A 14,720-nucleotide genomic window follows, 5' to 3' on the forward strand; every position below is an offset into this window, starting at 1 on the left:
CTATTTTGGCAAGAGAAGTGAATGCCGATTTTTGATTATCCACGACAAATGGTTGCGAATAATTTACCTTGTTATCACGTAAGTAGATTGTATTTGCTTATATTAATTTTTCAAAATGAGAATTGCTGGTTCTTAAGCGGTCAACATTATCAGCACGAACCACATCTGGTCTTGCTGCTGGAATCCAGATTTCACATTCGATGTCGAGTGCTGCGTCGCGATTGAGCTTTCTTCCTTCAGGATAGTCAATGACGCTTTTGCCCATATTTTTTAGCTCTATCAGCTGGGCAATATCTATTCCTTGGGGATTGAATAGGGTTCCTTGAGAATCTGCTGCTCCCACTAGGATTACTCCCTTAGCAGCAAGAAAACGAGCCGCGTGTTTGCCAACGGAACCAAAGCCCTGAATAACGAGTCTGGCTTCTTTGAGTTCAAGATTACAAAATCTACTGGCTACCTCTGTCGAGATACTCAAACCAAAACCAGTAGCTCCGATTTCATCCATAGGAATACCGCCTATTTCCGGTGGTAATCCCACTGCACGACCAATTTCATCTTTGACCCAAGCCATGCAACATTCATCAGTACCCATGTCGGGACCGGGAATATACTCGGTAATTTCCTTAATAGCACGGGCAAAGGTACGAACTAATCGTTCCTTGTCTGACAAGGGTAGTTTCGGGTCAGATAAAATGGCTGATTTAGCACCCCCGTGAGGTAGCCCAGCAGCAGCGTTTTTCAGCGTCATAGATCGCGCCAGTCGAAATACTTCTTCAGTAGTAACATCAGGTGCTATGCGGATACCACCAATAGCTGGTCCACAAGCAACATTATCTACAACCAGAATCCCCTTTAAACCTGGTAAGGGCTCGTAAAGATGAATTATCTTGGCTGGTCCTAGTTCATCAGTAAAACGAAAAGCATCTTCCCAGAGTCCTGGAAATAGATTATGGTGCGAGGTGTTATTGATCATTTCTTATGCTCTCTCCTCATTGGTTTACTAATGGTCTATCGCATCCATCTTTAAGAAAACGTTGCTCTGCTAAACGCTTGGATGCTTGTAGTGTGGTTATGTTGTTATCCTCGGCAATCTTAAAAACTTCCAGCAAAGTATCAGCAATTTTTCTTACTTTAGCCAAGGAGATATTTTGATCAATTCCCATCATTTCATCATAGACATTAATTAATCCCCCAGCATTAATTACATAGTCCGGGCAATAAATGATTTTGTGCTCAGCCAGCATCCGACTATGTATTTCCTCATTTTCTAGTTGATTATTAGCAGAACCCGCTATGATTGCAACTTTAAGTCTGGGAATTTTCCAACTATTAATTATTCCTCCTAATGCACAAGGAGCAAAGATATCAACATCGAGGTCATAAATCTCACCTACATCTACTATATGTACCTGATAAAGGCGATGTACCTCTTGCACCCTTGCGGTAATTGGATCGCTGGCAAAAACCTCTACTCCCTGCTCAGATAAGATTTGACAGAGGTTTTTTCCTACTTTACCAATTCCTTGAACTGCTACTTTTAAACCATGCAAATTTTTCTTGCCAAAATAAAAATTCATGGCTGCTTTCATACCACAAACAGTTCCGATAGCCGTAGCACGACCTGCACCTCCATATCTTTCTTGTAATCCGACAAGATAAAGTGTTTTTTCAAATATTTGGCGGACATTCTCTACAGAAATATTTAAATCCTCACCTGTAATAAAACGTCCCTTAAAAGTTTCTACAAAATCTCCGTAGGCTGCAAATAACTCCTGAGTTTTATGTTTTGGATCAGCAATAATTACACCTTTGCCACCACCAGCAGGAATATTGGCACAAGCTGCTTTGTAAGTCATCGCCTGACTAAGACGGAGAACATCTTTTAAAGCCTCTTCCTCACTACCATAGGGAAACAAACGTGTACCCCCCATCGCCGGACCAAGATTAGTATTATGAATGGCGATAATTGCTTTCAAACCTGATTTTTTGTCATGACAAAAGCTTACCTGCTCATGTCCCATTGTTTCGATTAGTTTAAAAACTTGCATTGAGTATGTCCTCTAATGATTGGGTAGAGATGCGTAAAATGCAGGCTCATTTTGCATCTCTACACAGTATTCATTCTTAGTTATTATTGGCTAGAGTCTAATGGTTACAGTTTTTACTTCTGTGTATTCTTCAAGTCCGTACTCACCTAACTCACGACCAATACCAGACTGTTTGAAACCACCAAAGGGTGCTGCTGGATCTAGAGCATCGTAGCAGTTGATCCAGATAGTGCCGGCACGGACGTTATTGGCGATCGCCAGAGCTTTGCTAATGTCTTTAGTCCACACACCTGCTGCCAGACCGTACATAGTAGCATTGGCTCGTTTAATTACCTCGTCTAAGTTCTTGAATTTGATAATGCTCATCACCGGACCAAAGATTTCTTCTTGGGCGATTTTCATATGGTCTTGGACATTAGCGAATACCGTTGGTTGAATAAAGAAGCCGCGATCGCCAATTGTGTGACCGCCATAAAGCAGGTGAGCACCTTCCCGCATACCCAACTCAATGTAGTGCATCACTTTATCCAATTGAGTCTGACTCACCTGCGGTCCTTGCTCGGTTTTGGGGTCAAAGGGGTCACCAACGATTCGCCGTTGCGCCCGTTCGACGCTCTTAGCAACAAACTCGTCGTAGCATTTTTCCTCCACGAACAACCGAGAACCTGCTGTACAGCACTGCCCTTGGTTAAAGAACAGGGCAAAATGTGCCCCTTCAATTGCTGCATTCATATTTGCATCAGCAAAGATAATGTTGGGGCTTTTTCCACCTAATTCCAAGGTGACGCGCTTAAGGTTGGTTTGGGCTGCGGCTTCCATAATTAGATGTCCCACTTCGGTTGACCCTGTGAAAGCAACTTTATCAATGTCCCCGTGGCGAGCAATCGCTATGCCAGCAGTGGAACCGTAACCAGGCAAAATATTAACAACACCGGGAGGAAAACCAGCTTCAATAATCAACTCACCAACTCGGAGAGCAGTTAATGGGGTGTGGGCAGATGGTTTGAGTACAACCGTGTTACCTGTTGCCAAAGCTGGTGCTAACTTCCATGCCTGTAACAGTATTGGGAAGTTCCAGGGTATAATCTGACCAATGACACCGATGGGTTCATGCCGCGTGTAAGAGAAAAATGGTCCATTGATCGGAATTGTCTTACCCTGAATCTTATCTGCCCAACCAGCATAGTAGCGATAACAGGCAATTGTGAGTGGCAAATCTGTATGACTCGATTCCTTCAAGGGCTTACCGTTATCGAGGGTTTCGAGTTGGGCAAGTTCATCAGCATGAGCTTCGATTAAGTCTGCTAGCTTGTAGAGCAATTTGCCCCGCTCCGATGCGGACATTTTTGGCCAATCCCCTTCTTTGAAAGCAGTCCTAGCCACTTTGACTGCCTTATCAACGTCAACTGCATCGGCTTGGGCGACTTGGCAAATGACCTCACCATTAGCAGGATTTATAGTTTCAAAGGTGCGTCCCGAAGTACTATCGACCCATTCATTGTTAATTAGTAGCTTTGTTGCATGAATTTGGATAGGCAGTTTAGATGTAGTTGCTATAGCCATAATCTCTTCCTCAATTTCTGATAAAGGAATTTTTTAGGGATAATTTTTCTTACTAAATGCGGATGGGATACTAGAAAATAGACAATTCTTCTTTTATCTTTGATCTGTTAATTAACCCTTCAGTGTCTTAGCGAACAAAGCACTCAACCGTTGTAAAGCCGGAGAGAGATCGTCAGGTGAAATCCGAACATCAAGGACACTAAAAGTCTTACTTGCTCGTGCTATGGGTAAAGCTTGCTGTAGTTGTTCACCAGTGTCGATCGCAAAACCACTACCGCCCACTACCTGAGCAAACTTAGCGTAATCCATCTGGGGTATATAGACAAAGTTCGCTTGCTTGTGTCCCATCGCCCGTAAAGTGGCAAATGCACCATTGTTAATCACAATTACGATTGGCTTAAGTCCCAAGCGTTTTACTGTCAGTAATTCCATTCCTGTCATTTGAAACCCACCGTCGCCGACTAAGGCGATCGCCCGTCGGAAAGGATCGGCTAATTGGGCACCAATAACACCAGGAATACCAAACCCCATGCTGGCATAGAAACCAGAGGATAAAAATGAACTTCCCCCTCGGGTTTGAATATCATCAGCAGCAAATAGGACATCCCCCACATCCGTTACTAGCAAAGTATTGCTGTCAATAAACTGATTAAGTTCGTACAGCAGACCGCTCATAGAAATTTTCCCTGGAGACGGAGCTACCCGTGATTTCATTCTGGTGATCGCAGAAGAATTTTTGTTGGGTAAATTACAACTGTTGGACAGAGTATTAATGAAGTCTTCAAACCTTATATGGGGATATTCGTGATGCTTGACAGCAAGGCGTTCCGAGGTGGCGTATACTGCACAACTGGGATTTAGGTGGGCGGTAAACATACCCAAGTTCAGGTCAGTCATAAACACACCCAGCATCAGTAGACAATCTGATTCTTCCACCGTATTACGGACATAGGGGTCCCCTGCTTCACCATTGTAAATACCGATGTATTGGGGATGTGCTTCTGGAAACACTGATTTTCCCAAAATGGTAGAACAGACAGGCACTCTTAATTTTTCTGCTAATGCTATGATTTGTGGCTGCAAGCCGAAGCGCTGAACTTCAGTCCCAACAAGAATTACTGGCGATTTGGCTTGATTAACCATTGTTAATATTTCCGCCAAGGCTTCTTCTAGAGTATTTGCATCGGTACACTTGATTGGTGGCGAATGGTATTCTACCTCTTCAATCTCCGCATACGCTAGATCGCGGGGAATTTCTAGGTAGACAGGACGCTTGAAAGTCATTGCGTAATCTAGGGCACGATGAATTTTCAGATCTGCAGTTCTGGGGTCATTCAATGTCGTTGAATATACTGTGACTTCTTCATAAATGCGTCTTTGGGTATCAAATGTTTTCACCTTGTGGTGCAGCAAGTCATGGTGCTGTCGTTCTCTCATCCCTGGTGCACCGCTTAAGATCACAACTGGTGATTTTTCGGCATATGCACCTGCTATGGAATTGACCATGTTTAATCCACCCACACCGTAGGTAACTACCGCTAAACCTAAACCGCGAATACGAGAATATGCATCAGCAGCAAAACCAACACTGGGTTCATGGGTCATGACAATGGGTGTAATTTTGCTCGCTGTTAGGGCGTCGTAGAGCGTTAAAGCAAAATCACCAGGAATACCAAAAGCATGTTGTATGCCCTGTTCATGTAAGATTTTAAATATATGTGGTGCTAGTTGGGGCACTTTATTCACCTCCCCCGAAGAGTTAGTTACACACAATCGCAGCTTAAACTCTTCAAAGGCAATAAACTTGACTGAAAAGTGCGATCATGACAAGACTAACTTCAAAAGACTTAAACTTTTTGTCAGTAGATAATCTTAAGGGCGATTATCCTAATACCGATAATTTGATCTTAACTTTTAACTAAGATTCTTTACTTCTATTCTGAACTAATTAAAAGCAAAAGTACTTATTTTGACAAAAAAAATAACCTTTATGCTTGGGGATCGATTTGCAACTGGTTATTTGGATGAAATTGCCCACGGCATCGTAGAATCATCAAACGGCAACAAGATGATACCTAGACGCACTTTCTGTAGTAGCGAAGATACCTTATTCCACCAAAAGAACCACCTTGTTTGCGAGATGCAATCAGAATGATTGCCTCACGCTTGTGGCTTTTTAACTGAACCGTATTGGGCTTAAACCCGCATTTCTCACAAATAGTAGAATCGCCAACGGTAAAAGCCTTGCAGAACAAGGGTTTCGACGCAGTGCATAGCCTGAGCAAAAAACGACAGTGTGTTATTCCTTATTGACTTAAGATCATCATCAATTATGCGTTAGTAAAATAACAAATTAAATAGCACATTTTGAAGGTTAATTAATGAGTAAAATATCAATTTAAAAGGAATAAAAAGTCAAGTTTTTGCTAAAATGAGAAATTAATATAATCCAAGTTTTGTCAAAATTATGCCTTCAATTACTAACGAAAAATTCAACAATAAACTAAATTTTGGAAAAGTTAAAGGGAAAGAGGTAATTGCTAATTTTGACGGAGGTAAAATCACCTCAAATGCTGGAATTGTGTTAATGGTAGAATTAGATAAGAAGTTGAAAATTACAGTTCAATTTGCTGAATATTTTCAAGACCACCGAAATTCATCTTATGTAGATTATTCAAAGTAAAGCTGGTTTTAGTTTATTAACTTCACCCAAGGTCGATTTACTTTTTTTTAACCATATGTCTCTACTTAATCAATTTTTAATTATATTTTTTAGATTATGACAAACTCCGGCGCATTTAATAATTTTAATTCTAGATGCTTGATATCACGCACCTGCGTCCACACCCCTTATAAATAAATATTTAGAAAAGCATTGATTTAAAATTCCCTAATACAAATTTGGGTAGTTCGGGATAGTCTAAGGACTTTAAACAAAGCAATTATATATGCCGGCTTCTGTCCCTGAAAATACTTTTTCAACCAATAAGATATTTTGCACTTTGGGAGACACGGCAAGCCATTCGCAAGCGCGTCAAGAAGGAAGACGTGCAACAACTAGGAATCTGTGTGTGCCATGCATAGTAAAACTTTTGTCCCTTCTATGAATGTCATTTAAGTGTAGACGCAAGTGAAACTACAAATTCCTACCAGCTGGGGTAGACGCTATATGAACGGTTAAGTAGGTGGGCGGAAAAATTTACAAGTATGTAACGAAGTATTAACCGGAAAAATTAGAGTTAAATTTTACACGTTTCGTACTGTAATTTCCTCTTCCTGCCCGAGTTTTAACTCCGTCAATTACGGCATAAGCAAGGTCTAATTCATCATCAAACATCCGTCCCGATATTTCGTCCTTTTTAAGATGTTGCCATTCCAATTCGATTGGGTTCATCTCAGAACAATACTTGGGTAAAAAGAAGATGTACAAACCCATCTGCTCCCACTTTGACCATAACTGCTGAACTTCTTTACATCGATGTATGGGACTGTTGTCTTGTACTATTATTCTGGTACGCCCACTCTTGTGAGCATCGATAGCTTCTTGCTCCATCATGTGGATATAAGATTTACGATTAACACCACCAATAACTAAACCGTAAACAAAACTGATTAAGGGTTGAAGAAAACCGATAATACTTAACCTTCGACCACGACGTTTGCTTTGTTCTAAACGCTTTTGCTCACCTTGAAAGTAATATGTGTAACTAGGTTCACTCCACATACAAAATCCCGATTCATCAAGGTATTTCAAGTCTATTTCCCCAGTCGCAGCGGCCAGTTCTAACATATCCAGGTCTGCTTGTTTGCTCAATCGTACTATTGGGTCTTGCTTTCCTTTATGGCTTTTTCTGGTTCGTTTCCAAGTGACCCCCTTTTTTTGAGTACCCGTCTTAATCTGTCAGAACTCAGTTTGATCTGGCGATGCTTGCGCAATGCGCTGCGCTAGCTGCGCTTATCGCTATGTAGTTTTTGAGCAAGTTGACGACTATTGTACGTTCGTGACTCTTTTTCAAGACATTCTTCTAGCGGGACTTAGACATTTTTTCCTCAAAAAACAGCCTCAAAGCTTTATAAATCAATGGTTTCACATCGAATTAGTTGTTTTCTTGATATATCTAGGTTATGGCTAACGCCACGCCTTGCTAAGAGCGATTTTTAGGGTTTTGAAGTTAATCCCTTGTCATGACTAGCTTTGAGGCTTTTTCCTGCTTGTTTTTTGTCTAAGTCCCGATAAGAATTAGAAGCAGTTACGAAGAGTTCCAACCATAACGGCGATTGTCACCAAAATGACTATGCAGATGAGAGCCCCGATAAGTTGTGGCGCAGTCACACCCAGCAATAATGCGATCGCTAGGATCAGGGCGCCGCTCCCTGCACCTGCGATAAAGGCTCGCAACAAACGGCAAAACTTGGGTTGAAATTGAATGACCCAGGTACAGACTACTACTGCCAGGAAGACGGCAATCGCTGCAACTGTGACCCAGTTACTCAGAATGCCGAGTGCAACAATGAACACTGCCAGCAACACCGTGCTGATGATTGCTAATGTCCGGCAAAGCCGTACTTTCTGCCATTCACCAGTCGGTGATGCCACAACCTGACTGGAATCACCACCGAAAACATCGACGCGCTTGGCGATTTGTCCAATATACCGATTGAATACAGAGTACCAACGGTTATCTGCGGGGATAGCTTCTTGAATCCAGCGGAACACAGAAAGCTGTCGTTCCTCTTGAGGGAGCAGTATTTCCTTGGGTTGTACGGGGATTGTGAGTTGGAATGCCCCCAAGACGCTCCGCCATTCGATATCTGTCAGCGCAATTGCTGCTACACTCGGATTCGTCATGATTCGGGGCGGCTCTGGAGGACGCTTGCCGAAGGCGTTTGTCACTTGCCGAACAACAATGTTAAAGACCTGACCTTGATCTAGCCTTTCGGGGAGATCGACAGATAAAAGACCGACGTAGTTGACATCTGCACTGGCTGGAATCGGAACATAGGTAATACCACCAGTACGGCATTGCAGGGTGTGAGAGTCAACTTGTTCCAGCCGATGGGTCGTGTACATCCTGTCAGCCATTGCCAGGACATCGGCGACGTTAACCGCAGGTAGATAAATACTCGCAAAGCTTCCGCTCGGTGTGTTTCCCCAATCGATCATCAGCTCGTCAGGTATCTGACCCGATTGCAGTGCAGTCGCTGGTGTTGATCGGATTTCAAAGGTGCTCACCGCTTGGGCGGAACCGACGGGGTTCCATGCTATATTGCGCTGCGCGAGTTTGTCCCAGTTCGAGGGATCTTTTCCGACTGGAATTTCAATCGGGTCGAACGCAATCTCTGCAATCAGACACTGATGCCCATTGCGGATAATCGCTTCCTGGATGGATAGCGGCGCGTCGGCAGGGCTAAAAGGACCATCTTCATTCCCTGCCGCCACGTTAATGGGGAGAACAGTATTAGGATCCCCATTTGGCTTGAACGGCTGATTGGTATCCAGCCAGCAGCCAAAGAATGTGTCAACCTCAGATCCATCTGAGTTTGGGGTTATACTCTGGACATTGCCGAAGACATTGCCGGAACCATCCGTCCGAAAGTCCTCCTGATCAATCATACTTGTGCTTGCAGTGTCAACACGCGGCAAGGCAAAGCATGGGATCGTGACATAGTCGTTCCCCTGAATCCCAGCCAGAGCAATTTTCTGCCCATGATACACACCATCAGACCAGAACCGATAGCTGCCAGTCATCGGGTAATCGTTGCCAGGGGGTATGTCGTAAGCAGCGTTGGTTGACTGGGTACTGAGTAAGCGGAAGAAAACCCGTACATTATCCGCACCGATAGTGCCGATATAGTGTACTTTGGCAAGTGCAAAGTTAAAGACTTTATTGCCACTGCTGTCCGTTGGTTGGAGGTAGAGCGAGGATGCTGCCTGATCGGTTGACAGATCATCGAATGCCTGTCCGCCAGCCACACCCTCTCCATCTGTCAGTGCTTTCATAACCTCCTGGATGAAACGCGGAGCATCTGAGGCATCGCTGCCCATCGTCACACCAAATTTTGTTTCACCTGCTCTGACCACAAATATGCGTAGATCGACACTTAGATACGGCGGATCTCCGTGCAGGATAAATGGGTTGGGCTGCTTAATCAGTTGGAGCTGCGCCCAGGCGGAGAGGGAAAGGCTGGGGATTTCCCCATTCAGCGTGAGTAACTTAGTATCCTCTTCAAAGTCAAATGCATCATTAGTCAGACCAAAATCGAGGTCGTAGTGGAAAGTAAACCGCTGTTCTTCCGGCCCGTAGCCACCGCTATCTGACGTGTTGCCTGTACAGTTAATCGTCATGCCAACTGTCGGTGAGGGCACATCCAAAGTCAAAGCAGATCCAGTAATCCCTATTTCTGCTGCGGTGAACCCATCAACCACAACTCGGAAAGCATCAGGGACAACGGCACTACCAGCAGCGCGGCGAGCATTGATTTCGTCCTCTCCGAGGGTGCTGCGTTCTACGATGAAGCGCATACCCAGGTCGGGTCCGATGCCAACGGCGTGGAAGGCTGTCTTGACAGTGAGCAAGTAGTTTAGGTTCGCAGGATACAGATCCTTGCAGGCTTCGATGAAGGCGAGGCGGAAGTCGGTAAAATCCGATGTATTGCTGAGTAGTCCGGTCGAGATGACACGATATAGCATCTGTTCGACAGGCCCGACACCGATACCCGTGACCGTAACCCCAGACAGGCGATGGGTTCCGCCGTTAATCATCAAATAGACGGCGTGGGTGATGATTGGGCAGTTGATGTGTACGCCGTGGTAGTCCTTTTCGCCCGTATATCGGATGCTGTAGTGATCAGGAAAGTAACCGTTTACTGCACTGTCGTATTTTGTGTCATCACTGGTGGCATTGTACTGAACGACACCAGCCGCGTCTCGACTGGGATCTGCCATGTTGCGACCTCGATGAGTGGGCAGAACACACTGTTCGCCAGTTTGCCACGGCTCATCATCATCAGCCGGATGATTCAAGGCAATGAAAACCCCGAAAAGGTCGGCAATTGCCTCATTCAAAGCACCAGTTTCTCCATCATAGGTCTGGACTATGTTGAAGCCTGTATTGACCCCATGGGTGAGTTCATGCCCGGTTACATCCAGAACAGTGAAGAAGTCGAAATCAGCAGCGTCACCATCACCAAAGTACAGTTCCTTTCCATCTGGATCCCAGAAGGCGTTGTTCGGCATTATACCTAAAAAGGACAAATACATATTATGAACGTGGCCTCTTACATCTGCTCCAGCATTGTCCCAACTGTTGTGCCCGTGTATATCATGGTAGTAGTTCAGGACGTAGCCCAAAAAGCGGTGGATGTCTACTTCGGCTCGTTGATCGTCAAAACGATTTGTAGGAACCACCCCTCCGTTGTTCCAGTTGTCATCGGCGTCTTCCGAGTAGTTCCTCAAGCCTAAGCTACCAGAATTTGCATCATCATACGTGTGAATAACGGGTTTCGTAGCTTCCGGCCACGCTGCTGATGTCGCTGTATCTCGTAGTCGGAACGTTGCTTCAAAAGCCTCGGAATTCAAAGCAGCACCACTGGAGTAGTATCCTGTCCCCACATTTTGAAGTGCAGAGTACCGAAGAATCACTTCTCCTTCAATAGCATCTACCAAATAGATGGAATCTGGGGTTCCACTTCCCGCAGGTGGGATGATTCTCATCCGCCAGCAAATGTAGTACTTCTGGGGTTCCTGCGCTTTATGAAGAGTTTTAGCATCAGCCACAACCAGGGTAGGCGCTAGGTTTTCGTATAATGCAGCGCCAGAGCCTGCGTGTTCTTTGGCGATTTCTGCGGCACGAGTAGACTCAATCCGGGGACTTTCGGGTACGTCGATACCAGAAGCAAGGGTGGAATTGATCCGGTAGACAGACCCATCTGCTGCGTAGTGAACTGCCACGTTTCCGCCTAGAACTTCGGCACTTCCATACTTCTGGGCAAAGATCACGTGGGTCATGCCCTGCCGATCAGTCATCACTCTTTGATTGTCGAGATTCATCCTCTCATCAATGTTCCCTAGAAGCACCCGGTTGTCCCGAATGAATTGCCGGGCATAGTCGTAAGGAACTCTGGTCAGTTCCTCCACATTAACTGGGTCTGCAAGCCGTCCCCGAAGCATTGCGATTGCCGATTTTTCCGGGTTGAACGTGACAGTAATCATAGGATCTCTGGCACGCAGTTGCTTAATATATTCGTTAAGTGCAATTGTATTCATATTCTCCTCCTTTAATTTTCTTGAGATATCATTGGGTATGACAAAAATCTTCTTAAGAGCACTTCTTAATCAAAATAGCAATGTATTGATCGCTTATAAAGCCAGTTTGGGTTATGATTGGGCTTAGTTTTTGTTTAAGTCTTAATACTTCACCCGCACCTGAGGCCAGCCAACCGACAGAGCAGCCTATCCCACCATAAGTTTGATTAATTTTGTGTTTCGTCCCTCAGCCTACTATCCGCGTTCACACTAAGATTCAAAGGTTTTTTGGCGATCACATTTTTGCTTATTATTGCGATCGCGAAATGCTTTTCTATGGCGTTCCATTGTCTTTTGTTTTGGGTTGCCCTAATCTCAAGGGCTAACCCCTACCATCTTCTTAGGCACGAAGAATACGATACCAAATTGCCCAATCGCCTACATCCTCGGCATCAAGATACTCGTCGCCAGGATAGTATTTTCCATACCACTCCGCCGGATCGCCAGCGAACTCACGATGATAACGCGCCAACTTATCATCAGGATCAAACAGGTCAATCTCTTTTCCGGAAATGGAAATGGAAAGGGCCTTGTTCTTGACAACACCCGTGAAAATAGTTACCCCCAGTTCGACATCATTCTTGCCAGGTTTATCGCCTACATGATACACTCCAGTTTCCGGCAAGCGGGTCACCTGTTTTCTATCAGTATCGTTATCCGGCACAACAACCATAGTAAATGTCAATTCCCCTTTCCCCTTGAGGCAGGGATCCTTGTCGTCCAGAATCTGGATTTTATCGATGACAACTTTCACCTGATCTTCAGGACCAATCGGTTCCAGCAGGTCAACTTTCAGATCTTCCAACCGCCCGTCCGTGAGAGGGATAATTTTTTCTTTTGATCGCCATCCTTCACCCTCAGCGATCATTTTATAGACATCCCCATTGATCGTCTCAAAATCGAAGGTACCATCTTTCCCTGCTGTTACTACCGCCCCCTGCAAGTCGTTAATGGTACGCAAGAAGACCTTGGCACCTGCCGCAGGTTTCCCGTTACGGTCAAGAATAACACCTTTTATGGTTCCGGCACCTTTTTTGATTACAACTGTGAAACCGGCAAAAGCGACCACATTCGGCTTGACTACAACAGCAGCTTTTCTGAGATTGACGTTATCATCTTCACTTTCTGGATTTTCCATTAGGATATCGAAAGACAATACTATGTCCTCATTGAGAGCAAATTCTGGGTTTAACTCCGCACTAAACAGGAGCATCTTTTCTTCACCCTCTTTTAATGGCAGAGCAATATGAGGGTGAGGTCTCATCCTTATCTTAAGGGGAATCTGCTCACTTTCTCGACCCTGAGTAACTTCAAACCAGTTAAATCGGATTTTGTTGTGATAGCTGAAATAATTTTCCGGGAAAACAAGGTAGAAATTGCGCAGTTCTCCAAAGGGATTCTTGAAAGCGTAAATATGCTTCTTGATCCCCATGATGCCGGGAAAAGGCCTGGGAAATGGGGGAGGAGGAACAACTGTCATGAGATCGATATTGCGTTGACCTTCAAAATCGCGGGAATCAGGATCCCAACTATGATCGAGATTGGTACAAAACTGTTCGACCTCAACTTTGATACAACCGTGAGTCGAGGTACTTTCAAACTTAATATTTTTGGAGTGAGTATCCCAAATATCGTTCGGCGTGTCGATGTCGGCTTGATTGATAGGTTTTAACACTCCACCCGCAGGAACGATATTGCAAATATCATAAGGATCGGTTTCTACTCCTCCTCCACCTGACCAGAATAAATCCATTGCCAACGAGTAAAGGCGCACCGGGTGAGTCCCTAGATTTCGCATTTTAACATTGACGGTATTATTGAACACCCCAGGCGGTGGTGGCGGTGGTGGCGTATCGGCGATATACCAGTCTTCGTTAGCTGGATCTCCATCAACCCAGCGGTGATTGGGATGGGTCAATGTAATGTCGGGACTCTCATACCATTCGGGACTACCGTCGCGTATCACGAGGTCCGGCAATCCGAGGTATTGCGGTGAACTGCCTGTAGGTGCTAGGTACCCCGGCGTAGAAATCCCTATCTGACCGTCACCGAAAGCATAATCATGGATCAGCTTCCCGAAAATTAGCGCCTCTTCAAGCGATACTGTCCCCTCGGTGCCTGCAGCCACTTGATCTGCAAAATTCCACACAGGAAGGGGAGTTCCAGGTTCAAGTGGTGGAAGTGCTTCTAGTTTCAATCCACTAGTCCAGGCATGGGTGAAATAACTGCCCTTTACAACTGGAAAGTCACCATAACAGGGTTCCGTAGCGCTGCAGGCAAAGGTAAATGTCCAATCTGTAAGCCCACTACTCTCCAAGGCCGACCTGAATCCACCGCAGTTATTTTGCTGCATAACTACATTGACTTGTGAAGTGCCGAAAGCATTTAAGCGAGGCATCAGCCAATCCGGGTCAACATAGGTGGGAGGACTCCCGCCGTTAATTGCCAACTTTGCTATCCCCGCTTCACTGGTTCCCCAACCGGCAACATACAGTAAAACGGTTTTATTAGCAGAGGCTGGTAGGGTTGTAGTTGTAAAAGCGCTCAATTGGCTTTCCAGTTGAACCTGCGAGGCAACTACCACAGCAGTTACGCCGGAAAAACCGGGCATGACTGCCGGGGTTGAACCCAGGACAATTTTTACTTGGGAAATAGGATAATTGTAGTATTCTATCAATACTTCTGCCACATTTTGCAAATCCTTCAACTCACGGTCTCCGGTAGGTCCTGAAAACAAAAATGCGTATTTGTCATTTGGATTTGTGGTTGCCATGATAATTTTCTCCTTATGTTTTTTGGCTACC

At 44.8% G+C, this 14,720-nt stretch carries 7 protein-coding genes and 1 pseudogene; 1 reads left to right on the forward strand and 7 read right to left on the reverse strand.

Features of this window, described 5'->3' with window-relative positions:
• Positions 1-97: 97 nt before the first annotated feature.
• From QNJ50_RS11245 to QNJ50_RS11260, 4 genes are all read right to left on the reverse strand, one after another.
• Complete coding sequence (locus QNJ50_RS11245; protein ID WP_300635301.1) at positions 98-973, reverse strand: Glu/Leu/Phe/Val dehydrogenase dimerization domain-containing protein; 876 nt, start codon at positions 971-973, stop codon at positions 98-100.
• Positions 974-989: 16 nt separating this feature from the next.
• Positions 990-2,048, reverse strand: a complete 1,059-nt coding sequence (locus QNJ50_RS11250; RefSeq protein ID WP_300635303.1) for a Glu/Leu/Phe/Val dehydrogenase dimerization domain-containing protein — start codon at positions 2,046-2,048, stop codon at positions 990-992.
• Positions 2,049-2,138: 90 nt separating this feature from the next.
• Positions 2,139-3,611, reverse strand: a complete 1,473-nt coding sequence (locus QNJ50_RS11255; protein WP_300635304.1) for an aldehyde dehydrogenase family protein — start codon at positions 3,609-3,611, stop codon at positions 2,139-2,141.
• A gap of 111 nt (positions 3,612-3,722) precedes the next feature.
• A complete protein-coding gene (locus tag QNJ50_RS11260) occupies positions 3,723-5,348 on the reverse strand; it encodes a thiamine pyrophosphate-dependent enzyme (RefSeq protein ID WP_300635306.1) in 1,626 nt (541 codons plus the stop codon).
• Positions 5,349-6,078: 730 nt separating this feature from the next.
• Between QNJ50_RS11260 and QNJ50_RS11265 the strand changes: the two are divergent.
• Positions 6,079-6,288 (forward strand): annotated as a pseudogene (locus QNJ50_RS11265) (transposase); the annotation flags it as partial.
• 543 nt (positions 6,289-6,831) lie between these two features.
• Here QNJ50_RS11265 and QNJ50_RS11270 read toward each other — a convergent pair.
• The 3 genes from QNJ50_RS11270 to QNJ50_RS11280 all read right to left on the reverse strand — a co-directional run bounded on the left by QNJ50_RS11270 (position 6,832) and on the right by QNJ50_RS11280 (position 14,689).
• Entirely contained in the window at positions 6,832-7,509 is a 678-nt protein-coding gene (locus tag QNJ50_RS11270) for an IS630 family transposase (protein ID WP_300635349.1), read from the reverse strand.
• Positions 7,510-7,851: 342 nt separating this feature from the next.
• Complete coding sequence (locus QNJ50_RS11275; RefSeq protein ID WP_300635308.1) at positions 7,852-11,877, reverse strand: M4 family metallopeptidase; 4,026 nt, start codon at positions 11,875-11,877, stop codon at positions 7,852-7,854.
• 379 nt (positions 11,878-12,256) lie between these two features.
• Entirely contained in the window at positions 12,257-14,689 is a 2,433-nt protein-coding gene (locus QNJ50_RS11280) for a carboxypeptidase-like regulatory domain-containing protein (RefSeq protein ID WP_300635310.1), read from the reverse strand.
• Between the last annotated feature and the right edge of the window lie 31 nt (positions 14,690-14,720).

The sequence above is a fragment of the Mastigocoleus sp. MO_188.B34 genome (genome assembly GCF_030065675.1).
In the GTDB taxonomy this organism is placed as follows: Bacteria; Cyanobacteriota; Cyanobacteriia; order Cyanobacteriales; family Nostocaceae; genus Mastigocoleus.